Source organism: Blastococcus sp. SYSU D00695, from assembly GCF_054050555.1.
Genome location: NZ_JBJGZP010000008.1, coordinates 16,954 through 40,555 on the forward strand (window position 1 = coordinate 16,954; position 23,602 = coordinate 40,555).

Annotated in this window: 19 protein-coding genes; 14 read left to right on the forward strand and 5 right to left on the reverse strand. The window is 77.2% G+C overall.

The window, feature by feature from the left end:
• The first annotated feature begins 24 nt into the window (after positions 1–24).
• Genes ACI781_RS07375 through ACI781_RS07385 form a run of 3 tightly spaced genes read left to right on the forward strand, consistent with a single transcriptional unit; the run spans position 25 to position 7,507 of the window.
• Entirely contained in the window at positions 25–3,213 is a 3,189-nt protein-coding gene (locus tag ACI781_RS07375; RefSeq protein ID WP_456565433.1) for an ATP-dependent helicase, read from the forward strand.
• On the forward strand, positions 3,210–6,578 hold the full coding sequence (locus tag ACI781_RS07380) for an ATP-dependent helicase (protein WP_456565434.1): 3,369 nt from the start codon (positions 3,210–3,212) through the stop codon (positions 6,576–6,578). Before ACI781_RS07375 ends, ACI781_RS07380 begins: the two co-directional genes overlap by 4 nt.
• Positions 6,575–7,507, forward strand: coding sequence for an alpha/beta hydrolase fold domain-containing protein (locus ACI781_RS07385; RefSeq protein WP_456565435.1), 933 nt, complete (start codon positions 6,575–6,577; stop codon positions 7,505–7,507). Before ACI781_RS07380 ends, ACI781_RS07385 begins: the two co-directional genes overlap by 4 nt.
• Positions 7,508–7,592: 85 nt before the next feature.
• Here ACI781_RS07385 and ACI781_RS07390 read toward each other — a convergent pair whose 3' ends face one another.
• Positions 7,593–8,429, reverse strand: coding sequence for an alpha/beta fold hydrolase (locus ACI781_RS07390; protein ID WP_456565436.1), 837 nt, complete (start codon positions 8,427–8,429; stop codon positions 7,593–7,595).
• Between the two features lie 40 nt (positions 8,430–8,469).
• Between ACI781_RS07390 and ACI781_RS07395 the strand changes: the two genes are divergently transcribed.
• The 6 genes from ACI781_RS07395 (at position 8,470) to nudC (ending at position 16,226) form a co-directional block, all read left to right on the forward strand.
• Entirely contained in the window at positions 8,470–9,882 is a 1,413-nt protein-coding gene (locus ACI781_RS07395) for a dipeptidase (RefSeq protein ID WP_456565437.1), read from the forward strand.
• A complete protein-coding gene (locus ACI781_RS07400; RefSeq protein ID WP_456565438.1) occupies positions 9,879–11,486 on the forward strand; it encodes a protein kinase domain-containing protein in 1,608 nt (535 codons plus the stop codon). Before ACI781_RS07395 ends, ACI781_RS07400 begins: the two co-directional genes overlap by 4 nt.
• Before the next feature lie 17 nt (positions 11,487–11,503).
• Positions 11,504–12,382 carry a DUF2510 domain-containing protein gene (locus ACI781_RS07405; RefSeq protein WP_456565439.1) on the forward strand — a complete coding sequence of 293 codons (879 nt, stop codon included), beginning with the start codon at positions 11,504–11,506 and terminating at the stop codon, positions 12,380–12,382.
• A 168-nt stretch (positions 12,383–12,550) separates the two neighbouring features.
• Positions 12,551–13,861: a M16 family metallopeptidase gene (locus ACI781_RS07410; RefSeq protein ID WP_456565440.1), complete on the forward strand. Its 1,311-nt coding sequence runs from the start codon at positions 12,551–12,553 to the stop codon at positions 13,859–13,861.
• On the forward strand, positions 13,858–15,249 hold the full coding sequence (locus ACI781_RS07415; RefSeq protein ID WP_456565441.1) for a M16 family metallopeptidase: 1,392 nt from the start codon (positions 13,858–13,860) through the stop codon (positions 15,247–15,249). Before ACI781_RS07410 ends, ACI781_RS07415 begins: the two co-directional genes overlap by 4 nt.
• Positions 15,246–16,226, forward strand: a complete 981-nt coding sequence (gene nudC, locus ACI781_RS07420) for an NAD(+) diphosphatase (RefSeq protein WP_456565442.1) — start codon at positions 15,246–15,248, stop codon at positions 16,224–16,226. Before ACI781_RS07415 ends, nudC begins: the two co-directional genes overlap by 4 nt.
• 32 nt (positions 16,227–16,258) lie before the next feature.
• Here nudC and ACI781_RS07425 read toward each other — a convergent pair whose 3' ends face one another.
• From ACI781_RS07425 to ACI781_RS07435, 3 genes are all read right to left on the reverse strand, one after another.
• Positions 16,259–16,741 (reverse strand): uridine kinase, encoded by a 483-nt coding sequence (locus ACI781_RS07425; protein WP_456565443.1) that lies wholly within the window; start codon positions 16,739–16,741, stop codon positions 16,259–16,261.
• Between the two features lie 164 nt (positions 16,742–16,905).
• Positions 16,906–17,562 carry an ANTAR domain-containing protein gene (locus tag ACI781_RS07430; RefSeq protein ID WP_456565444.1) on the reverse strand — a complete coding sequence of 219 codons (657 nt, stop codon included), beginning with the start codon at positions 17,560–17,562 and terminating at the stop codon, positions 16,906–16,908.
• Between the two features lie 139 nt (positions 17,563–17,701).
• Positions 17,702–17,965: a mycoredoxin gene (locus ACI781_RS07435; RefSeq protein WP_456565445.1), complete on the reverse strand. Its 264-nt coding sequence runs from the start codon at positions 17,963–17,965 to the stop codon at positions 17,702–17,704.
• A 125-nt stretch (positions 17,966–18,090) separates the two neighbouring features.
• Here ACI781_RS07435 and ACI781_RS07440 point away from each other — a divergent pair, with 125 nt between their 5' ends.
• The 5 genes from ACI781_RS07440 to dapA all read left to right on the forward strand — a co-directional run bounded on the left by ACI781_RS07440 (position 18,091) and on the right by dapA (position 22,263).
• Entirely contained in the window at positions 18,091–20,085 is a 1,995-nt protein-coding gene (locus tag ACI781_RS07440; protein ID WP_456565446.1) for an ATP-dependent helicase, read from the forward strand.
• 198 nt (positions 20,086–20,283) lie between these two features.
• Positions 20,284–20,565 (forward strand): hypothetical protein, encoded by a 282-nt coding sequence (locus ACI781_RS07445; RefSeq protein ID WP_456565447.1) that lies wholly within the window; start codon positions 20,284–20,286, stop codon positions 20,563–20,565.
• A gap of 133 nt (positions 20,566–20,698) precedes the next feature.
• Positions 20,699–21,043, forward strand: a complete 345-nt coding sequence (locus ACI781_RS07450) for a WhiB family transcriptional regulator (protein ID WP_456565448.1) — start codon at positions 20,699–20,701, stop codon at positions 21,041–21,043.
• Positions 21,040–21,288 carry a hypothetical protein gene (locus ACI781_RS07455; RefSeq protein ID WP_456565449.1) on the forward strand — a complete coding sequence of 83 codons (249 nt, stop codon included), beginning with the start codon at positions 21,040–21,042 and terminating at the stop codon, positions 21,286–21,288. The genes ACI781_RS07450 and ACI781_RS07455 overlap by 4 nt, the downstream gene beginning before the upstream one ends.
• A 111-nt stretch (positions 21,289–21,399) precedes the next feature.
• Positions 21,400–22,263 carry a 4-hydroxy-tetrahydrodipicolinate synthase gene (dapA, locus tag ACI781_RS07460; RefSeq protein WP_456565450.1) on the forward strand — a complete coding sequence of 288 codons (864 nt, stop codon included), beginning with the start codon at positions 21,400–21,402 and terminating at the stop codon, positions 22,261–22,263.
• Between the two features lie 13 nt (positions 22,264–22,276).
• Here dapA and ACI781_RS07465 read toward each other — a convergent pair whose 3' ends face one another.
• Positions 22,277–23,599, reverse strand: a complete 1,323-nt coding sequence (locus ACI781_RS07465) for an ABC1 kinase family protein (protein ID WP_456565451.1) — start codon at positions 23,597–23,599, stop codon at positions 22,277–22,279.
• Between the last annotated feature and the right edge of the window lie 3 nt (positions 23,600–23,602).

The window sequence follows — 23,602 nt, forward strand, 5'->3', positions numbered from 1 at the left end:
GGTGGCGCGTGCTTCCATCGGTGCGTGGCAGCGCGGGGGGAGGTCGAGCCGGTCTACCGGCTCGTCCAGCAGGAGCAAGCGGAGCCGGCGGCACGGCCGGTGCTGGACCCGACGCAGCAGGCGGTTGTCGACCACCCCGGCGGCCCGCTGCTCGTCCTCGCGGGCCCCGGCACGGGGAAGACGACGACGATCGTCGAGGCGGTCGCCGCCCGCATCGACCGGGGCGTCGACCCCGAGCAGATGCTGGTCCTCACGTTCAGCCGCAAGGCCGCCGCCGAGCTGCGCACCCGCATCACCGCCCGCGTGGCCCGCACCATCCGCGAGCCGCTCGCCCGCACCTTCCACTCCTACGCCTACGGCGTGCTGCGCCGCGCCGCGCTGCTGCGGGGGGAGGCGCCGCCGCGGCTGCTGACCGCCGCCGAGCAGGACGCCGTCGTGGCCGAGCTGCTGCGCGGTGACCTCGCCGAGGAGGGCGCGGTCCGCTGGCCCGAGTCGCTGACCCCGGCGCTGACCACCGCCGGGTTCCGCACCGAGCTGCGCGAGCTGCTGCTGCGCGCCACCGAGCGCGGCGTGGGCGCCGACCTGCTGGCCGCCTGGGGGCGCGAGCTCGGCCACGACGCCTGGCTGCACGCGGCGGCGTTCCAGGAGCAGTACGAGGCCGTCACCGCGTTCTCCACCGCCGGCCGCGGCGACGCGTCCGGCTACGACCCGGCGGAGCTGGTCCGCGCCGCCATCGCGGAGCTGGCCGCCGACCCCGAGCTGCTGCGCACCGAGCGGGACCGGGCCCGCTGGCTGTTCGTCGACGAGTACCAGGACACCGACCCCGCCCAGGTCGAGCTGCTGGAGCTGCTCGCCGGGGGCGGCGGCGACCTGGTCGCCGTCGGCGACCCCGACCAGGCCATCTACGCGTTCCGCGGCGCGGAGCCGCGCGGCATCGTCGAGTTCCCCGAGCGCTTCCGGCACGCCGACGGCCGGCCTGCCGCCCGGCTGTCGCTGGGCGTGTGCCGCCGCTCGGGGGCCGAGCTGCTCGCCATCAGCCGGCGCGTGGCCGAGGGACTGCCGGGGCCGTGGGAGCACCGTCGCCTGCAGCCGGGCGCGGGCACCGCGGCGGGGTCGGGGGAGGTGCACGTCTTCGGCTCCACCGCGGTCGAGGCCGCCTACGTCGCCGACACCCTGCGCCGGGCGCACCTGCTCGACGGGGTCCCGTGGTCGGAGATGGCCGTCGTCGTCCGGACGGCGCTCGCGCTGGGCCCGCTGCGGCGCGCGCTGTCGTCGGCCGGGGTGCCGGTCGCGGTCTCCGCCGACGACCTGCCGCTGCACGCGCAGCCCGCGGTGGCGCCCCTGCTCGGGGCGCTCACCGTGCTGCTCCCGCGACCGGGGGTGCCCGAGGGCGCGCTGCCGCTCGACGAGCCGGCCGCCGAGGCGCTGCTGGCCTCCCCGCTGGGCGGCGCGACCGTGCTGGACCTCCGCCGGCTCCGGCGGGCGGTGCGCATCGCCCTCGCGAAGCACGGCATCGACGCGGCCGAGCGCGGCGCGCCGCTGGCGACCGTGCTGACCGACGAGGAGCTGCTGGCCGAGCTCCCCGAGCACGTGGCCCGGCCCGCGGCCCGGGTCGCCGGGGTCCTGGCCGCCGGTCGCGCGGCCCTGGCCTTGAGGGGCACCGCCGAGGACGTGCTGTGGGCGATGTGGCAGCGCAGCGGCCTCGCCGCGAAGTGGGCGCGGGCGAGCGCCGTCGGCGGGGCGACCGGTGCCGCGGCCGACCGCGACCTCGACGCCGTCGTCGCGCTGTTCGACGCCGCGGCCGGGTTCGTCGACCGCCTGCCCTCGGCCGACGTGCGCGCCTTCGTCGAGCACCTGGCCGCGCAGGAGCTGCCCGGCGACACCGGCGCCGCCCGCGCCGCCACCCCCGAGGCGGTCCGGGTGCTCACCGCCCATGCCAGCAAGGGCCTGGAGTGGGACGTGGTGTGCGTCGCCGGCGTCCAGGAGGGGCTCTGGCCCGACCTGCGCGACCGGGGGTCGCTGCTGGGCACCGAGCTGCTCGTGGAGCGCGCCGCCGGCATCGACGGCGCGGCCGTCGACCGGCGCACGCTGGCCCTGGCCGAGGAGCGCCGGCTGTTCTACGTCGCCTGCACCCGCGCCCGCCGCCGGCTGGTGGTCACCGCGGTCGAGGGCGCGCTGGACGGCGCCGACGCGGGCGCGACCGCCTCCCGCTTCCTCGACCTCGTGGCCGCGCCGCCCGACGACGGGCGGCCGCTGACCCCGCTGCCGCGCTCGCTCACCCTGCCCGCGCTGGTCGCCGAGCTGCGCCGGGCCGTCAGCGACCCGCAGACCCCGCCCGCCCGCCGCTCGGCCGCGGCCGCCGTGCTGCGCCGGCTCGCCGGTGAAGGGGTGCCCGGGGCGTCGCCGGACGACTGGTGGGGGCTCGCCCCCCTGTCCGACGACGCGCCGCTGGTGCCCGAGGAGCTGACGGTGCGGGTCCGCCCCTCGGCCATCGAGACCTTCCAGCGGTGCCCGCTGCGCTGGGTGCTCGGCGCCGTCGGGGCCGAGGCCTCGCCCGACGCCACCCGCACGGTGGGGACGGCGGTGCACGCGGTCGCCCAGCGTGTGGCCGACGGCCTGCCGCCCACGGAGGCCGCGGCGGCGCTGGCCGCGGAGCTCGACCTGCTCGACCTCGGCCCCGGGTGGTCCGACCAGCGCCAGCGGGTCGCGGCGCACGACATGCTCGGCCGGTTCCTGCGCTGGCACGCGGCCAACGGTCGGGAGCTGCTGGAGGCGGAGGCCGACTTCGACGTCGTCCTCGGCCGCGCCCGCATCCGCGGCCAGGTCGACCGGCTGGAGCGCGACGCCGAGGGGCGGCTGGTGGTGGTCGACCTGAAGACCGGCAAGACCGTGCCGCGGGAGATCGACGCGCACGGCCAGCTGGCCGCCTACCAGGTCGCGATCGCGCAGGGCGCCTTCGGGGAGCACGGCGACGCGCCCGGCGGGGCGGCCCTCCTGCAGGTCGGCTCCGGCGCCAAGGCCAAGGAACAGCACCAGCCACCGCTGCCGCCGGACGTGCCGGTGGAGCAGACCTGGGCCGGGGAGCTGCTCACCGAGGTCGCGGACGGCATGGGCGCGGCCACCTTCGAGGTGCGCACCGGGTCGCACTGCTCGCGGTGTCCGGCCCGCCGCACCTGCCCGCTGCACGAGCGCGGCCGGCAGGTGACCGCGTGAGTCCCCGCCAGACCGCGGCCGAGGACCAGCTCAGCTTCGACGACCTCCTCGGCGGCGCTCCCGAGCCGGCCCCCGCGCCGCGGCGGGTCCTCGACCCGGCGGAGGTCGCCGCCCGCTGCGGGCTGTCCTACGCGCCGTCGCCGGAGCAGGCCCGGGTCGTGGCCGCCCCGGCCGACCGGCCGCTCGTCGTCGTCGCCGGCGCCGGGTCGGGCAAGACCGAGACCATGGCGGCGCGGGTGTCCTGGCTGGTCGCCAACCGGGTCGTCGAGCCGGAGGCGATCCTCGGGCTGACCTTCACCCGCAAGGCCGCCAGCGAGCTCAACGAGCGCATCCGGCTGCGCCTGGGCGCACTCGCCCGGCACCCGGAGACCGAGCCGGAGCTGCGCGAGCGGCTGGCCATCGCCATGCCCACGGTGTCGACCTACCACGGCTACGCCGCCGCGCTGGTCGCCGAGCACGGCCTGCGCATCGGCGTCGAACCCGGCGCGGGCGTCCTCGGGCCGGCGATGTGCTGGGGCCAGGCCGCCACCGTCGTCACCGGCTACACCGGCGACATGGACGACGTCCCGCTCGGGCTGGTGTCCACCGTCGAGGACGTGCTCGCGCTGGCCGCCGAGCTGGGGGAGCACGACGTCAGCCCCGCCGCCCTGCGCGCGTGGACGACGAAGCTGGAGCACCAGATCGGCGGCTACCCCGACGCCCCGCGGAAGAAGGGGCCCTACGCGCCGGTGCTGGAGATGCTCACCCGGCAGCGCGCGCGGGTGGCGCTGCTGCCGCTGGTCGAGGCGTTCGAGGCCCGCAAGCGCGCGGCCGGGGCCATCGACTACGCCGACCAGGTCAGCCACGCCGCCCGCATCGCCGTCGCCGCGCCCGAGGTGGGCCGGCGGGAGCGGGTCCGCTGGCAGGTGGTACTGCTCGACGAGTACCAGGACACCAGCGTCGGCCAGCTGCGGATGCTCGAGGCACTGTTCGGCCGCACCACCGGCCACCCGGTCCTCGCCGTCGGCGACCCGCGGCAGTCGATCTACGGCTGGCGCGGCGCGTCGGCCGGCACCATCGAGCGGTTCGCCCGCACCTTCCCCGGCACCCGCGGGAAGCCCGCGCAGCGGCTGACCCTGGCCACCAGCTGGCGCAACGACGAGTCCGTGCTGACCGTCGCCAACGCCGTCTCCGGCCTGCTGCCCCCGCCGCCCCAGGAGCTCCCCGACCTGGCGCCCGCACCGACCGCCGGCCGCGGCGCGGTCACCGTCGGGCTGTACGAGACCGTCGCCGAGGAGAACGCGGCGCTCGCCGACCGGCTCGCCGCCTGCTGGCACGGCACCGACCCGCAGTTCCCGGCCGCCCCCGGCGGGGACGGCGCCCCCGGGCGGCGGCCGACCATCGCCGTCCTCGTCCGCACCCGCAAGCAGCTGGCCGCCATCGCCGCGGCCCTGCGCGAGCGCGACCTCCCGGTGGAGGTCGTCGGCCTGGGCGGGTTGCTCGAGGTGCCCGAGGTGTCCGACGTCGTCGCCACCCTCACCGTCCTCGTCGACCCCACCGCCGGCGACGCCCTGGGCCGGCTGCTCACCGGCGCCCGCTGGCGGATCGGCCCCCGCGACCTGGCCGCGCTCGAGGCCCGCGCCCGCACGCTGGTGCACGCCCGCCGGCCCGCGCGCCCCGCCGAGGAGACCGCGACCGACGGCGCCGCGGACCGGCCCCCAGCCCCCGAGCCGCCGACCGAGCGCGGCAGCATCGTCGAGGCCCTCGACGACCTCGGCGACGCGGCGGACTACTCGCCGGCCGCGTGGCGGCGGCTGCGCCGGCTGGGCGCCGAGCTGGACCGGCTCCGCGGCCGGCTCGGGGACGCGCTGCCCGACCTCGTCGACGAGGTGGCCCGCACCCTCGGCCTGGAGACCGAGCTGGCCAGCGCCCCCGGCGTCAGCCCGGCCGGGGCGCGCGCCCACCTGGACGCGCTGCACACCGTCGCCGCGGAGTTCACCGAGCTGGCCGAGCTGCCCTCGCTGCCGGCGTTCCTGGGCTACCTGCGCGACGCCGAGGAGCGCGAGCGCGGCCTGGAGCCCGGCGAGGTCGCGGTCAACCCCGAGGCCGTCCAGCTGCTCACCGGCCACTCGGCCAAGGGCCTGGAGTGGGACGTCGTCGCCGTCCCCGGCATGACCGCCGACCAGTTCCCGGCCCGCACCGACAGCAGCGACTCCTGGATCCGGGACCCGGGGTCGCTGCCGGTCGACCTGCGGCTCACCGACCGCGAGGAGCTGCCCCGGCTGCGGCTGCCCGTGCCCGGCTCCGGGGACCAGGCCGTCGTGCGCGCGGCCCTGGAGGACTACGTGGCCGAGTGGAAGGAGTTCGGCCTCGCCGAGGAGATCCGGATCGGCTACGTCGCCGTCACCCGGGCCCGGCACCTGCTGCTGTGCTCGGGCAGCTGGTGGCGCGACGGCGTCAAGCCGTGTGGCCCGTCGGTGCTGCTCGACACCGCCCGCCGCGCCTGCACCGCCGGCGCGGGCGTCGTCGTCCACTGGGCCGAGCCGCCCGCCGACGGCGCGACCAACCCGGCGCTGGAGGCCTGGCCGGTGGGCGTCTGGCCGGCCGACCCGCTGTCCGAGCCGCGGCGCCGCGCGCTGACGGCGGCCGCGGAGCTGGTCGCCGGCTCGGCGCCGCACCCGCTGGACACGGAGCGGCTCGGTGCCGACGACGAGCTGGTCGACGCCTGGGTGCGCGACGCGGACCTGCTGCTGCGGGAACGGGCCCGCACCGACCGCCCCCAGGTCGACGTGCCGCTGCCCTCGCACCTGTCCGTCTCCGCGCTGGTCACCCTGCGCCGCGACCCGGCGGAGCTCGCCCGCCGGCTGCGCCGGCCGATGCCGGCCGCCCCGGCGCCCCAGGCCCGCCGCGGCACCGCCTTCCACGCCTGGCTGGAGGAGCGGTTCGGCGCCTCCCGGCTGCTCGACCTCGACGAGCTGCCCGGCTCCGGCGACGAGCTGGCCGTGCCCGACAGCGCGCTCGCCGACCTGCAGGAGGCGTTCCTCGCCAGCGAGTGGGCCGACCGGCAGCCGGTCGAGGTCGAGGTGCCGTTCGAGACGCCGCTGGGCCCGCTGACCCTGCGTGGCCGGATCGACGCCGTCTTCGCCGACGAGGCCGGCGCCTACGAGGTCATCGACTGGAAGACCGGGCCACCACCGCGGGGCGCCGAGCTCGCCGCGGCCGGCGTGCAGCTGGCCGCCTACCGGCTCGGCTGGTCGCGGCTGACCGGCGTCCCGGTGGAGCGGGTCAGTGCCGGCTTCCACCACGTCGCGGCGAACCTCACCGTGCGCCCGGTCGACCTGCTCGACGAGGCCGGCCTGCTCGCGCTGGTGTCCGGCACCGCGTGACCGGGAGCGCGCGGCCGGCCGGCGGGGACCCGCCGGTGCCGGCCCACCTCGCGGGGCTCGCCGCCGGGTCCCGGGCCTTCTACGCGGCGCGCGGGGAACGCCGCGGCCCCGCCTCCCTCGCCGAGCTGCGGGCGCTGCAGGCCGCGAACGAGCACGCCGCCGTGCCCGCCGGGGTCACCGTCGAGCGGGTCACGGGCCCGGCCGGGCGCGAGGCCACCCTGTACGTCCGGCCGCCGCGGACCGGGCCGGTGCGCGGGGTCTTCCTGAGCATCCCCGGGGGCGGCTTCCACCTCGGGCCGACCGCGGGCGAGCACGCTCGCAACGGCGTTCTGGCCGACACGCTCGGGCTGGTCGTGGTCGGCGTCGGCCACCGCCTGGCACCGGACCACCCGTGGCCCGCCGCGCCCGACGACTGCGAGACCGCCGCCCGCTGGGTGCTCGACGCCACGGTGACCCGCTTCGGCACCACGACGCTGGCGATCGGCGGCAGCTCCGCGGGGGCCACCCTCGCCGTCACCACGCTCCTGCGGCTGCGCGACACCGGGCACGCGGACGCCGTCCGCGCCGCCGTCCTGCAGTTCGGCACCTACGACCTCAGCGGGCAGACACCGGCCGGCCGGCTCATCGCGGGGGAGTACTTCCTCGAGGCCTACCTCGCGCCCGGCACCGACCGGACCGCCCCCGACGTCTCACCCGTGTTCGGCGACCTGCGCGGCCTGCCCCCGACCCTGGTGCTCGTCGGGGCGCGGGACGTCCTGCTCGCGGACAACCTGGCCATGGCGCAGCGGCTGTCGGATGCGGGGGTCGAGGTCGACCTGCGCGTCTACCCGGAGTCGCCGCACGGCTTCACCGGCCACCCGACCGCCATGGCCCGGGCCGCGCTGGCCGACCGCGACGCCTGGCTCGCCGAGCGGCTCGCGGCAGGCTGAGCGTGTGCGCCGACGCGGCGTTCCGGAGGGGATCCTGCGGCGTGGGCGCACACGCTCTCGACCCGCCGCCGCGACCCGCCGCCGTTCACGTCGAGGCGACGCGGTCCAGGATCGCCCGCGCCAGGGCCTCCGGCGCCTCCTCCGGGATCCAGTGGCTCACCCCGGCCAGCTCGACGAAGCGGTAGTCCCCGGTCACGTACTCCCCGCAGCCCTCGGCGGCGATCCGCCCGATCGCGGTGTCGGCGTCGCTCCACACGTACGTCGTCGGCACGGTCACGTCGTCCACCGGCGTCGAGGAGCTCATCGCCCGGTACCAGTTCAGCGCCGCGGTGAGCGCACCCGGCGCGGACAGCACCGCCACGTACTCAGCGACCGCCTCCTCGGGCACCGCCCCGCCGAACATGCGGCGCAGCCGGCGCGCGTCGTCGGCCAGCAGCACCTCCTCGGCCTTGCCCTGCTGCCAGAACAGCCGGATGTAGGACGACCGCTCCTGCTGCTCCGGGTCGCTGCGCCACGCGGTGGTGAACGCCGTCGGGTGCGGCACCGAGACCGCGGTCAGCGACCGCACCCGGTCGGGGTGCCAGGCGGCCAGCGCCCAGGCGGCATTGGCGCCCCAGTCGTGCCCGACGACGTCGGCGACCGGCGCGTCCAGCGCGGTCATCAGGTCGGCGGTGACCTGCGCGAGGTTCGTCATCGCGTAGGCCTCGACCTCGGCCGGCCGCGCGCCGGGGGAGTAGCCCAGCTGGTCGACGGCGTAGGTGCGCAGCCCCGCCGAGGTCAGCAGCGGCGTGACCGCCGCCCACGACAGCGACGTCTCGGGGAACCCGTGCAGCAGCAGCACCGGCCGGCCGTCCTCGGGGCCGTCGGCCCGCACGTCGAAGGTGAGGTCGCCGACGTCCACGCGCTCCAGGCTGGCGGTCATGCCCGAACGCTAGCCGCGGCCCCCCGTTACCGTCGCACGCGTGACGAGCCCCGAACGTGCGTTCGTGCACGCCCACCTCGACGAGCTGCACGCCGACCTCGACGCCTGGCTGCGCATCCCCTCCATCTCCGCCGACCCGGCGCACGCCCCCGACGTGGCCCGGAGCGCCGAGTGGCTGGCGCAGGCGCTGCGCCGCACCGGCTTCCCGGTCGTCGAGGTCTGGCCGACCGCCGGCGCGCCCGCCGTCTACGCCGAGTGGCCCTCGGCCGACGACGACGCTCCCGTCGCGCTCGTCTACGGCCACCACGACGTGCAGCCCGTCGACCCGGTCGAGCTGTGGGAGCACCCGCCGTTCGAGCCGACCGTCGTCGAGGGCGCCGACGGCCCCGAGCTGCACGCCCGCGGCGCGATCGACGACAAGGGCAACGTCGCCTTCCACCTGCTCGGCATCCGCGCGCACCTGGCCGCCACCGGCCGCGACACCCCCGCCGTCACCGTGAAGCTGCTGGTGGAGGGCGAGGAGGAGTCCGGTTCCCCGCACTTCGCCGACCTGCTGCGCGCGCGGGCGGACCGGCTGGCCTGCGACGTCGTCGTCGTCAGCGACACCGGCATGGTCGCCCCCGACGTGCCCAGCGCCGTCGTCGGCATGCGCGGCCTGGCCGACGCCGAGATCACCCTGCGCGGCCCGGCCGTGGACCTGCACTCGGGCTCCTTCGGCGGCGGCGTGCCCAACCCGCTGCACGCCCTGGCCACCCTGATCGCGTCCCTCCACGACGACCAGGGCCGGGTCACCCTCCCCGGCTTCTACGACGCCGTCCGCCCGCTGTCCGACCGCGAGCGTGAGCTGATGACACGCGTCCCGTTCGACGAGGAGGCCTGGCTGGCCGGGCCCGCCGCCTCCCGCGCGGCCACCGGCGAGGCCGGCTTCAGCACCCTGGAGCGGATCGGCGCCCGGCCCACCGCCGAGGTCAACGGGATGTGGGGCGGCTACACCGGCCCCGGCCACAAGACGATCATCCCGGCGCAGGCGCACGCCAAGCTGACCTTCCGCCTGGTCGCCGACCAGCGCCCGGAGGACGTCGCCGCGCAGGTCCGCGCCTGGGTCGACCAGCACCTCCCCGCGGGCATCGAGGCCGAGGTGCACACCCCGCCCGGCGGTGTCTCGCCGTGCGCCAGCGACCTCGACTCGCCCGCCATGGCCGCGCTGCTGACGGCGATCGGGCAGGCGTTCGACCGGGACCCCGCCGAGGTGCTGTTCACCCGCGAGGGCGGCAGCGGACCCGAGGCCGACCTGGTCGACGTCCTCGGCGCGCCGCTGCTGTTCCTCGGTGCCGGCCTGCCCACCGACCGCATCCACTCGCCCAACGAGCGCGTCCTGCTGTCGATGCTGCACCGCGGCGCGGAGGCCGCCGCGCACCTGTGGCGGGAGCTGGCGGCGGTGCCGCGCCCGTGAGCCCGGAGGAGGGCTGGTCGTTCGGGCCCTACCGCGTCCTCGGCGTGCTCGGCCGCGGCGGCATGGGGCAGGTGCTGCGCGCGCACGACGCCGAGCACCGGCGCGACGTCGCGCTCAAGCTGCTGCCCGCGCAGTGGGCCGCCGACGAGCACTACCGCGAGCGCTTCCGGCGGGAGGCGCAGATCGCCGCCCGGCTCACCGAGCCGCACGTCGTCCCCATCCACCGCTACGGCGAGATCGACGGGCAGCTGTTCCTCGACATGCGCCTGGTCGAGGGCGAGGACCTCGGCTCGCTGCTGGCCCGGTCCGGTCCGCTGGCGCCGCCCCGCGCCGTCGACGTGGTCGGCCAGGTCGCCCGGGCGCTGGACGCCGCCCACGCCATGGGCCTGGTCCACCGCGACGTCAAGCCGTCCAACGTGCTGCTGGTCGCCCGCGCGGACGGCGCCGACCTCGCCGGCTCCGCGGCGGGGGAGGACTTCGCCTACCTGGCCGACTTCGGCATCGCCCGCGTGGCCGACGACGACGCCGGCCTCACCGGCTCGGGCCTGGCCATCGGCAGCACCGACTACATGGCCCCCGAGCGCTTCGGCCGCGACGCCCTCGACGGCCGCGCCGACGTGTACTCGCTGGCCTGCGTCCTGTTCGAGCTGCTGACCGGTCGCCGTCCCTTCGCGCCGGGCGACCCGGTGGGGCTGATGTACGCCCACCTGCACGAGCCACCGCCGGTCCCCTCCGCCGTCCGCCCGGGCCTGCCCCCGGCGTTGGACGCGGTCGTGCTGCGCGGGCTGGCCAAGGACCGCGGGCAGCGCTGGCCGACCGCCGGCGCCCTGGCCGCGGCCGCCCGGGAGGCGCTGGCCGGCAGCGGCGTGCCCGTCCCGCCCCCGGACGGCGGCCGCACCGCCGTCGCCCCGACCGGCGGGGACCCCACCCGCCCGCCGACCCTGCACCAGGCCCTCCCCGGTGCCCCGCCCACCGTGGTCGGCGCCGTGGCCCCCGCCGGGCCGGGACCGCGTCGCAGTCGCGCGCCGTGGGCCCTCGTCGCGGCGCTGACCGCGGCCGTCGTGGGCCTCGGCGTGCTGGCCGTCGTCCAGTGGCAGCGCGGCGGCACGGCCGACGACGACGTGGCCCGGGTCGCCGACTCCCTCCTCGGCCAGGCGCTGCCCGGGGACCTCACGGCGGCCGACTGCACCGTCGCCGACCCCGCCGACGGCGAGGTGCGGCGACTGGTCTGCCCCGACGGCTCCCCGGACGCGTCGCTGCCCGAGGGGACCTACACGGTGCACCGGGACGGCGCGGCCGCGCAGGGGCCGGCGGGCGCCGCAGACCGGGAGGGCCTGCCGGAGCTCGAGGACGTCAGCGACTGCGGCGACGACTACGACGACTCCGGCCCCGGGCCCGAGGGCGTGGTGGAGCTGACCGGCTCCGACGACGAGGTGCTCGGCCGGCTGGCCTGCTTCGTCGACGAGTCGACCGGCGACGCGGTGCTCGTCTGGTCGTGGGACGACCTCGACGTCCGCGGCCGGGTCGCCGTCCGCGACGGTGGTGTCGACGGGGTCGGCGACCTCGCCTCCTGGTGGAACAGCACCGCCGTCCGGCGCGGCTGATCTCCTACCCTGACGGCGTGACCGGACCCGGCGAGCCCTCCGCGCCCGCGGGCTGGTACCCCGACCCCGACGGCGCCCCCGGCATGGTCCGGTGGTGGAACGGCGTCGGCTGGTCGGACGTGACCACCCCCGCCGGCCCCGGCGTGGCCGTGCAGTCGCTGCCGACGACGACGGTGGCGCCACCGCCCACCTCCCCGCCGGCCGGTGCGCAGGCACCCGCTCCGCGCCGCGGGGGCCTGGCGTGGGGTCTCGGCCTCGGGGCGCTCGCGCTGGTGGTCGTCGTCGTCATCGCGGTGCTCGTCGGCCGGGGCGGGAGCGGGTCGGTCGGGGCGGCGCCGGTGACCGACGAGCCGCCGGTCTCCTCCGGTCCCGCCTTCCCGCCGGGCACGGTGCGGATCGTCGACCAGGCCGCCGGAATCGCCTACCCCTACCTCGGCGACGGCTGGTACGAGTACGACCTCGGCCCGATGCAGGAGACGACCGAGACGGCCGGGCAGTACTTCACCACCCAGGAGCAGACGCCCGTCGGGATCTTCATCGCCCAGTGCACCTCCGGGCCGCTGGTGCCCGAGTTCGGCTACGCCGGTCCCGGCAGCCTCGCCGCCACCCTGCAGCAGGTCGCGGACAGCGCGCGCAACAACTACTACCCGGCGCCCAACCAGCAGGAGATCCGCCGCGACGAGGCCCTCACCGTCGACGGCGCGCCCGCCCACCTGATCGAGTTCCAGCTCAGCTGGGACCTCGACGGCTACGACGCCACCGGCGAACGCGCCGCCCTGCTGCTCATCGACGTCGGCCGGGCCCAGCCGGCGCTGCTCTACCTGTCCATCCCCAACACCCACGCCGAGCTGTACGGCGTCATCGACCAGGTGATCGCCTCCGTGGACGTGCTGTGAGAGCCGGGGGACGTCCACCCGGCTGACGGGAGCCGCGCCGCGGGCGGTCGTGCGCGGTGGCGGGCGCGGAGGGTCCCCGCCCGGTGCGACGGCGGGACTCCCCGCACCAGGGGGACGGCACCCGGCCGCGGTGCGGTCCGGAGGACCGCAGAGGCATAGGGTCGGGTCGTGACAGCAGCTGGGGCCGACCTGACCATCCGGCACCCGGTGCAGCGCTTCCGCCTCGACAACGGCCTGCGGGTCGTCCTGGCGCCCGACCGCAGCGTGCCGGTCGTGGCCGTGACCGTCTTCTACGACGTCGGGATGCGCAACGAGCCCCAGGGCCGCACCGGGTTCGCCCACCTCTTCGAGCACCTGATGTTCCAGGGCTCCGCGCACGTCCCGAAGATGGAGCACGCCCGGCTGGTGCAGGCCGCCGGCGGCACCTTCAACGGGTCGACGCACCAGGACTACACGAACTACTACCAGGCGCTGCCCGCCGAGGCGCTGGAGCGGGCCCTGTTCCTCGAGGCCGACCGCATGGCCGCGCCGGCGATCACCGCCGAGAACCTCCGCAACCAGATCGACGTGGTCAAGGAGGAGATCCGGGTCAACGTGCTCAACCGGCCCTACGGCGCCTTCCCCTGGCTGCAGCTCCCGCCGGTCGCGTTCGAGAGCTTCGCCAACACCCACGACGGCTACGGCTCGTTCGTCGACCTGGAGTCCTCCACCGTCGAGGACGCCACCGACTTCTTCCACAAGTACTACGCGCCGGGCAACGCGGTGCTGTGCATCGGCGGGGACCTGGACGTCACCGAGACCGAGCGGCTCGTGCAGCGCTGGTTCGGCGCCGTCGAGGCCCGCGACGTCCCGCCGACCCCGCCCACCGGTGAGCCGTCGCCGACCACGGTGCGCTCGGCCGTCGTGGAGGACCGGCTGGCCCCCGCGCCCGCCGTCGCCCTCGGCTGGCGGGTGCCCGACCCCGTCGGCGACCTGGACACCTACCTCGGCACGGTGCTGTTGGCCGAGCTGCTGAGCGAGGGGGACGCCTCCCGGCTGGAGCGCCGGCTGGTGCACGAGGACTCCCTCGCCGTCGCGCAGAGCAGCTTCGTCGGCCTGTTCGGCGACCCCTTCGACGTCCGCGACGCCACGCTGCTCACCACGCAGGTGCACCACCCGGCCACCGTCCCCGCCGAGGACGTGATGGCCGCGGTGCACGAGGAGATCGCCGAGGTCGCCCAGCGGGGCGTGGAGGAGGCCGAGCTGGCCCGCGTGCAGGCCCGCGCCGAGGCGCAGCTGCTGCACCAGGCCGACAGCGTCCTCGGGCGCACGCTCGGCTTCGCCGCCGCGGAGCTGGTCCACGGCCGGGCGGAACTCGCCGGCGAGCTCGCGGCCCGCCTCGCCGCGGTCACCCCCGACCAGGTGCAGACCGCCGCGCGGGGCCTGGACCCCGGCACGGTCGCGGTGCTCGAGCTCAAGGCCACGGGAGGACGACGATGAGCGCGCCGGTGCTCGACCTGGACCTCGTGCCCCCGCTGGGCGAACCGCGGCCGCAGCCGGAGCTCGCGGTCACCGACCGGACGCTGCCCAGCGGGCTGCGCGTCGTCGTCGTGCCCCGGCCCGGTGTCCCGCTCGTCGAGCTGCGCCTGCGGGTGCCGTTCGCGGCCGGCACGGCCCGGGCCGCCGCCCAGCACGCCGCGCGTGCCTCGGTGTTGTCCGGCGCCGTGCTGCTGGGCACCGAGCAGCACGACCAGACCCAGATCGCGCAGCTGGTCCAGGCGCACGGCGGGGAGCTGTCGGTCTCCACCGACCCGGACCGGGTCCTGTTCGCCACCACGCTGCTCACCGACGGGCTGACGCCGGTGCTCGGCGTGCTCGCCGAGCTGCTCACCTCGGCGACCTACCCCAAGGCCCAGGTCGAGGGGGAGCGCGCGCGGGTCGCCGAGCGGATCGCCATCGCCCGCTCCCAGCCCGGCGTCATCGCCCGGACGGCGCTCGCGGAGCGGCGCTACGGCAGCCACCCGTACGCGCTTCAGCTGCCGGCCGCCGAGCAGGTGGGGCTGGTCCGGCCCGGCGCGCTGCGCAAGCTGCACCGCGACCGCATCGTGCCCACCGGCAGCACCCTGGTCCTCGTCGGCGACCTCGACCCGGACGCCGCCGTGGACGCCGCCGCGACCGCCCTCGCGGGGTGGACCGGTGAGGGCAGCGCCGTCGTCGCGCCCCCGGTCACCGAGCAGCCGCAGGGCGCCCTGCAGCTGGTCGACCGGCCCGGGGCCGTGCAGTCCAACCTGCGCCTGGGCGGGCCGGCCCCCCGCCGCACCGATCCCGACCTGCCCGCCGTCCGGCTGGCGAACATGGTCTTCGGTGGCTACTTCTCCTCGCGGCTGGTCGAGAACATCCGCGAGCGGCGCGGTTACACCTACAGCCCGCGCAGCTCCGTGGACCACCTCGCGGCCGCGTCGTCGTTCCTCGTCGAGGCCGACGTCGCCACCGAGGTGACCGGCCCGGCGCTGCTGGAGACGGTCTACGAGCTGGGCCGGATGGCGCTGCTCCCGGTCACCGAGGCCGAGCTCGACGGCGCCCGCCGGTACGTGCTGGGCTCGATGGCGCTGGCGACGGCCACCCACGCGGGCCTGGCCAGCACCGTCTCGGCGCTGCTCGGTGCCGGCCTGACACCGGACTGGCTGGGCGAGCACCAGCGGGCCCTGGCCGCCGTCACCGTCGACGAGGTCCAGGAGGCCGCCCGCCGGTACCTGGCGCCCGACGCGCTGACCGCGGTGGTGGTGGGCGACGCCGGGGTGGTGGCCGCGCCGCTGCGCACGCTGGGCGCGGTCGAGGTCACCGAGGCCGCCGAGCCCACCGGCGAGGCGGCCGCGGGGGAGGGATGAGCGTCCCCGACGGCGGCAGCACCGCCGCCGACAACCCGCCGCCCGACGCCCCGGAGCCGGATGCCACACCGGTCGACGCCTGGGGCGCCGACGACCGGCCCACCACCGGCATGGTGCCCGTGCTGTCCCGCTCGGCTCACGACCGCGGGCACCTGGCGCGGGCGCTGCCCGACCCGGCGGGCGGGCGGCCGGTGCGCGTGCTGACCGTCGACCCGCGCGGCGCCGTCCCGGTGCGCCGCGCACCCGGTGGCCCCGAGCTGGTCTGGCAGGAGCGGGAGGCCCTGCCCGAGGGGGCGATCTACCTCGGCGAGGCCGACGACGTGCCCTACGCCGCCGTGCGGGGGGAACGCGCGGCGGTGCCGGCGGGCGACGTCGACGGCTGGCACGACCTGCGCGAGCTGGGCGCCGACCTCGCCGACCTCGACGCCGGCCTGCTGGCCCAGGCCATCGGCGTCCTGGAGTGGCACGACCGCGCCCGGTTCAGCCCGCTGTCGGGCGCCCCCACCACCATCGAGAGGGCCGGCTGGGTGCGCCGCGACCCGGTCACCGGCGCCGAGCTGTTCCCGCGGACGGACCCGGCCGTGATCATGCTCGTGCACGACGGCGGCGACCGCTGCGTGCTCGGCCGGCAGGCCGTCTGGCCGCCCGGCCGGTTCTCGATCCTCGCCGGGTTCGTCGAGCCGGGGGAGTCCGCCGAGGCGGCCGTCGCGCGCGAGGTGTCCGAGGAGGTCGGCCTCGCCGTCACCGACGTGCGCTACGTCGCCAGCCAGCCGTGGCCGTTCCCGCAGTCGCTGATGCTGGGCTTCGTGGCCCGCGTCGACGGCGACCCGACCCTGCGGCTGGACCCGACGGAGATCGAGGAGGCCCGCTGGTTCACCCGCGACGAGCTGCGCGCGGGCGAGGGCCCGAAGGCGCTGCCGCCGCCGGTGTCGATCGCGCGGAACATCATCGACCGCTGGATCGCCGGCGAGGTCTAGAGAGCGACCCCCGCCACTCGTGCGCTCGCGACTCAGGTGAAGCGGCCCTGCAGCACGAGCGCGGGGTGGTCGGCGGAGTCGGCCAGCACGACGGCGTCGGCCAGCGCCGCCGGGTCCACCTCGTCGTCGTACCGGTCGAAGGCGGGCAGTTGCCAGGCGTCCGCGGCCGGGGTGCGCCGGCGCCGCGCGGCCGGGGCCACCCGCAGGTGGACGACGGCGTCGAACGCGAGCCCGACCCCCTGCAGCAGCGCCCCGGCGACGAGCAGCACCCCGCCCGCCGGCAGCGGCACCCGCGGCGCGCGGGCGGCCCGGTCCCGCGCGAGGTCCCACAGCACCGGCAGGTACTCGCCGCTGCCGCCGGGACCCAGCGGGTCCAGCACCTCGCGCGCCAGCGCGCCGGCGTCCAGCCAGTCGGTGTAGCGGGCGTCCGGGTCGGTGCGGCCGTGCTCCAGCCGCAGCGAGGCCGGCCGGTAGAAGCCCGCGGCGTCGACGACGACGGCGGGGCGGCCGAGCACGGGCAGCCGCTCGGCGACCGCCTCCGCCAGCGCGGCCGGCCCGGCGACGTCCGGCCCGTCGACGGCGACCCGCAGCGCGGTGGCGCCCGGTTCAGGTGCGGCGGCGGCCAGCAGCGCGGCCAGCCGGTCGGCGAGACCTGCCGGGCTGAGCGGTTCGGGTCGGGTCAGCTGTGGCCGTCCGCGCCGACGACCGCCCCGGCGCGGGTCCGGGCCCGGCGCGGGGCGCGGGGGGCCGGCGGGAGCGCCGCGGCGGCCGGCCCGGCGGTCGGGGCGCCCTCGGGTGTCGACACGTCGACACGTCGATCGGCCGCGGCGGGGGCCGTCAGCGGGACGGCGGGCTGCTCCTCGAGCGGGGCGAGCAGGGTCCGGGCGAGCTCGTGCACCGGCCGGCCGGTGCTGCGGGCCTCCCCGCGGAGCAGCTCGAACGCCGACCGCGGCGTCGTCCGGTGGCGCTCGGCCAGCACCCCGATCGCCCGCTCGGTCGCGACGCGGGCGGCCAGGGCGTGCTCGAGCTGGGCGACGGTGCGCTCGAGCGCGGCGAGCCGGGCGTCGCGCGGGTCGCCGCCGTCCTCGGTCGCCGCGGGGCCGCGGGCCGCGCGACGGGCCGAGCGGTCGGGCTCGTACGCGGCGCCGGCGGCCTCGGCCAGGAGGTCGGCCAGGGACAGCCCCTCGAGGAGGTCGGCCACGTCCGCGGCCCCCTCCTGCGAGACCACCGACCACCCGCGCGCGGAGCGCACCACCATCACCGACGGCGCGACGCCGGACCGCTCGGCCTCCGGGCGGCCCGTCGCGCGACCGACGTCCTCGAGGCGGTTGCTCACGTGCGGACCTCCGACACGGCTGTCCCCGGCCGCGGCCGGGCGCGGGCCGCCGGGCGCGGCCCCGGGGACCGATCATGCACTGTCCGGGCGCCCGATCGGGAGACCGAGCGGGTCCCCGCGCCGGGCGGGTCGCCCGCGGTCAGGCGCCCGGCAGCTGCGCGAGCTGCGCCTTCACCTGGTCGAGCGTGGGGTTGGTCAGCGCGACGCCGTCGGCGAACACCAGGGTCGGCACGGTGCGGTTGCCGCCGTTGGCGGCCATGACGACCTCGGCCGCGCCCTCGGTCACCTCGATGTCGACCTCGGCGAACTCGATGCCCTCGCGCTGCATCAGCTTCTTCAGCCGGTTGCAGTAGCCGCACCACGTGGTGCTGTACATGGTCACGGCGGCGGTGGCAGCGCTCATCGAGGTTCTCCTCCGAGGGGGTGCGGTGTTCGTGTCCGGGACGGTTCCGTTGTCCCGACTGCGCAACGCCGGCCGGCTGTGGATCCTTCCCCGCCCCCGTCGGACCCGGCTGGGAGGATCGGGGGGTGAGCGAGGGACAGCAGGGCGGGGAGGCGGTGCTCGCCGGCCTGGACGACGAGCAGCGGGCCGCGGCGTCGGCGGTCAGCGGGCCGGTCTGCATCCTGGCCGGTGCCGGCACGGGCAAGACCCGCACGATCACCCACCGCATCGCCTACGGCGTGCACGTCGGGGCGTTCGCGCCCGAGACGGTGCTGGCGGTGACCTTCACCGCGCGGGCGGCGGGGGAGCTGCGCACCCGGCTGTCCTCTCTCGGCGTGGGGGGCGTGCAGGCGCGCACCTTCCACGCCGCCGCCATGCGCCAGCTGCGCTACTTCGCCCCGCAGGTGCTCGGCGGGCCGATGCCGCCGCTGATCGAGAACAAGCTGCGGGTGGTCGCCAGTGCCGCGGCGCGTGCCCGCCTGACCACCGACCGCACCAGCCTGCGCGACCTGGCCAGCGAGATCGAGTGGGCCAAGACGACGCTGGCCACCCCCGAGGACTACCCGGCGCGGGCGGCCGCGGCCGGCCGCGAGCCCCCCTTCGAGGCGGCCGCCGTCGCCCAGGTCTACGCGTCCTACGAGGCGGCCAAGCAGCGCGACGGCGCGCTGGACTTCGAGGACCTGCTGCTCGTCACCGCCTACGCGCTGGAGGAGCACCAGCAGGTCGCCCGCCAGGTGCGCGCCCAGTACCGGCACTTCGTCGTCGACGAGTACCAGGACGTCAACCCGCTGCAGCAGCGGCTGCTCGACGCCTGGCTGGGCGGGCGCGCCGACGTCTGCGTCGTCGGCGACCCGAACCAGACGATCTACTCGTTCACCGGTGCCGACCCGGACTACCTGCTCGGGTTCGCCGACCGCTACCCCGACGCCGCGGTCGTCAAGCTGGAGCGGGACTACCGCTCGACGCCGCAGGTCGTGGGACTGGCGAACAAGCTCATCGGCCAGGCTCCCCGGCGCAAGGGGCTGCCGGGCCTGCGCCTGCTCGGCCAGCGCGCCGAGGGGCCGGCGCCGCGCTTCGTCGAGCACCCGGACGAGCCGGCCGAGGCCGCCGCCGTCGCCGCGGCGTGCCGGGCGCTGGTCGACGCCGGGACCCCGGCGGCCGAGATCGCGATCCTCTTCCGGATCAACGCCCAGTCGGAGGTGTACGAGAACGCGCTGACCGACCAGGGCGTGCCCTACGTCCTCAAGGGCGGGGAGCGCTTCTTCGAGCGGCCCGAGGTCCGGGAGGCGCTCCTGCTGCTGCGCGGTGCCGCGGCCGGCGGCAGCGAACCGGGCGCGCTGGTCCCCACGGTCCGCGACGTGCTGGCCTCCACCGGCTGGGTCGAGCACCGGCCGCCGGCCGGCGGGGCCGCGCGGGACCGCTGGCAGTCGCTGTCGGCGCTGGTGGACCTCGCCGTGGACCTGGTGGCGGAGAACCCGGCGCTGGACCTGCCGGGCTTCGTGGCGCACCTGGCCCAGCGCGCCGACGCCCAGCACGCGCCGACGGTCCAGGGCGTCACGCTGGCGTCCATGCACGCGGCCAAGGGGCTGGAGTGGGACGCGGTGTTCGTCGTCGGCCTGGTCGACGGCGTGGTGCCGATCTCGCAGTCCCTGGCCCGCCCCGACGCGGTGGAGGAGGAACGCCGGCTGCTGTACGTGGCGGTCACCCGCGCGCGCGAGCAGCTGACCCTGTCCTGGTCGCTGGCCCGCAACCCGGGCGCGCGCCGGGCCCGGCCGCGCAGCCGGTTCCTCGACGGCCTCGCGCCCGACTCGGCCGCCGCCGTCCCCAGCCGGAAGCCCAAGCGGGCGAAGGTCGTGCTCGAGGGCGAGGCGGGGGAGCTGTTCGAGCGGCTCCGCGCCTGGCGCAGCACCGCGGCGCAGGCGGCGTCCGTGCCGGCCTACGTGGTGTTCCCCGACGCGACGCTGCAGGCCATCGCCGAGACCCGGCCGGCCACGCTGCGCGAGCTGGCCGGCCTGCCCGGCATCGGGGCGCGCAAGCTCGAGCTGTACGGCGAGGACGTGCTGGCGACCGTCAGCGAGTGACCCTCGACGCACCGTCACGGCAGGTCGGCCGGGTGGCGGGGGTTCCCGCCCCCGGAGGACACGGCCGGTAAATGCGTTGACCCGCCTCCGCGGGGCCCCCTACTGTCCTGATCGCGCCCGGGGACGACCTCGGGCCGCACCAGCCCCGGTGCCGCCGACCACGGCCGCACCGCGTCCCCGGGAGGAGGGGTGGCACTGATGATCAGCACGACGTTCCCGTGCACCCCCGCCCTCGTGGCCGGGGTCCTCGACGTGCGCCCGGCCTCCGCCGCCGGCGCCTGGGCCGCCCCGAGCGCGACGCCGGTGGCTGTCGCCGCCGCTCCGCGCCACGGCACCCGTGTGCCCTCGACCCGCCTGCGCGCCCTGATCGGCGGCATGGCGTTCGGCGCCGGCACGGCCACCGAGCAGCACGTCGATGACATCGCGAAGAAGAACACGTCCACCCTCGGGATCCACTCCCCGGGCAGGCCGCTGAGCTAGCGCTCACCGGACCTCCTCGAGGCCGCGGAACCCGAACCCCGGGATCCGCGGCCTCCGTCTTTCTGCGGCCCCGGCCCGATCCCCGGTCGGCGACGACGCCGGCCGCAGACGACGAGTACGAGGAGGAGCGGCAGTGTTGCCGACCCTGGCCCGCCCGACGTCCCACCGCCGACCCGGGCTCCCCCGGACCGGTGGCCCCACCACCCGGTCGCCGCAGACCCCGCTGGCGCCCGCGCCCGTGCGGCGCCCGCTGCCCTGCCGCGAGGACGACCGCGACCTGTGGTTCGCCGAGCGGCCCGAGCAGCTGGAGATGGCCAAGGCGCTGTGCGCGGACTGCCCGGTGCGCGACGCCTGCCTGGCCGGTGCCCTCTCCCGCGGCGAGCCGTGGGGTGTGTGGGGCGGCGAGATCTTCGAGCGCGGCGCGGTCATCGCCCGCAAGCGGCCGCGGGGACGCCCCCGCAAGGTCGTCGCGGCATGAGCGCACCCGACGTCCACCCCACCCGGCCCCCGCGACGGACCCTGTCGCGCGAGGTCGCCCTCCGGAACGAGGCGATCCAGATGTACGGCTACGAGTACGACCTGGCCTGTGACCGGCTCGCCGAGCTGCGGGTGCAGGCCGACACCGCCACGCGGCTGCGCCGGCTGCGCGCGGTCCGCCGCTGGACGCGGCGGGCCGAGCACGCCCGGCTCCGTGCGGCGCGGGCCAGCGCGCTGGTGCGCTGACGGTGCGCGGGCATCCGCCCGGGGCCGGTCCCGGACGCCCCCCGGTGCGTCCGGGGCCGGTCCCACCCGACAGCCGGGGAGCACCCGCCCGCCGCCGGATAGCCTGACCGCATGTCCCGCTTCGGCCCCGTCCTGACGGCGATCGTGACGCCCTTCGACGACGCCGGGCGCGTCGACGAGGAGGCGTTCGTCGCCCTCCACCGCCACGTGTGCGCCACCGGGTCGGACGGCGTCGTGGTGTGCGGCAGCACCGGCGAGGCCCCCACCCTCAGCGACGAGGAGCACCTGCGGCTGGTCGAGCTGGCGGTGTCCCAGCGCCCCGAGGGGACGCAGGTCGTCGCCGGCACCGGGTCCAACGACACCCACCACGCCTGCGAGATGACCGCCCGCGCCACCGACCTCGGTGTCGACGGCGTCCTGTCGGTGACGCCGTACTACAACAAGCCCAACCGCCGGGGGCTGCTCGCGCACTACCGCGCGGTCGCCGGCAGCACCGACCGGCCGGTGCTGCTGTACAACATCCCCTCCCGCTCGGTGATCGACGTCCCCAACGACCTGCTGGCCGAGATCGGCGCGAGCGCCGACAACATCGTCGGGGTCAAGCAGGCCAACGACGCGAACCTCGCGCCGGTCGAGGGGCTGGACCTCTACGCGGGCAACGACGACACCTTCGCCCGGGCGCTGGACCTGGGAGCGGTCGGCGGCATCCTCGTCGCGAGCCACCTGGTCGGGCAGCAGATGCGGCGCATGGTGACCGAGCCGGAGCGGCGGGCGGAGATCGACGCCTCCCTGCGCGACCTGTACGCGGCGCTGTCGGTGACGACCAACCCGATCGGCGTGAAGCGGGCGCTCGCCCTGGTCGGGCTGTGCTCGCCGGCCCTGCGCCTGCCGCTGGTGGAGGCCGACGAGGAGGAGACGGCCGTCGTCCGTGCCGCGCTGGAGCGGCACGGCCTGCTGGAGCCCGCCCGCGGCTGAGCGCCGGCCGCGCTCAGCCGGTGAAGCCGGGCAGCCACTCCTCCAGGACCGCGCGGAAGTCCCCGGCGGCGTCCAGCTGGCACAGCACGCCGATCGAGCCGATCGTCACCCGGTGGATCAGCAGGTAGGCCGGCGGCAGGTTGAGCTGGCGGCCCAGCCGGCTGGCCTCGTTGCGCGGGTCGGCCACGCGCCCGGCCTGCTCCTGCATCCACGCCCGGGTGAAGTGGAAGTGGTGGTTCTCGATCGGCGCGAGCAGCGGGCGCAGGTAGTCCAGCACCCCGCGGGCGTCCACCTCGACGCCGGCGCGGACGAAGCCCTCTGCCCGCAGGTCGACCAGCACGTCCTCGGCCCGGCCGGCCAGCGCCCAGCGCAGCAGCCGCCCGATCGGCTCGGGATGGCCGTCGGGCAGCCGCGCGGTGGCGCCGAAGTCGATGACGCCCAGCCGGCCGTCCTCGAGCAGCCGGAAGTTGCCCGGGTGCGGATCGGCGTGCAGCAGACCGGCCCGCTGCGGCGCGGAGAAGTGCAGCTCGGCCATCAGCAGCCCGGCGCTGTCGCGCTGCTCGCGGGACCCGTCGGCGATGATCCGCGACAGCGGCACGCCCTCCAGCCACTCGGAGACGATCACCTTGGGCGCGCTCGCCACCACCCGCGGGACGACGATGCGCGGGTCCCCGACGTAGGCGGCGGAGAACTGCCGCTGCGCGTCGGCCTCCAGCCCGTAGTCCAGCTCCTCGATCACGCGGGCCTTGAGCTCGGCGATCAGCGGCTTGACGTCCATGCCGGGGAACATCGCGGCGAACAGGCGGGCGAACCGGGCCAGCTGGTTGAGGTCGGCCATCAGCGCCGTCGCCGCGCCCGGATACTGGATCTTGACGGCGACGTCGCGGCCGTCGCGCCAGGTCGCCCGGTGCACCTGGCCGATGCTGGCGGCCGCCGCCGGGGCGTCGTCGAAGTGCCGGAACCGCTCCCGCCACTTCCCGCCCAGCTGCTGGGCGAGCACCGCGTGCACGGTGCGCACCGGCATCGGCGGGGCCTCCTCCTGCAGCTTGACCAGGGCCTCGCGGTAGGGGGCGGCGACCTCCTCGGGCACCGCCGCCTCGAACACCGACAGGGTCTGGCCGAGCTTCATCGCCCCGCCCTTGAGCTGGCCCAGCACGGCGAACAGCTGCTCGGCGGTGCGCTGCTGGAGCTCGGCGGAGACCGCATCGGCCGGCCGGCCGGACAGCCGCTTGCCGATGCCGAGCGTGGCCCGGCCGGCGGCGCCGAGCGGGAGGGAGGCCAGGCGTGCGGTGCGGGCCACCGAGCCCCTGGGGATCGGTCGCTCGGTGTCGGCCACGTG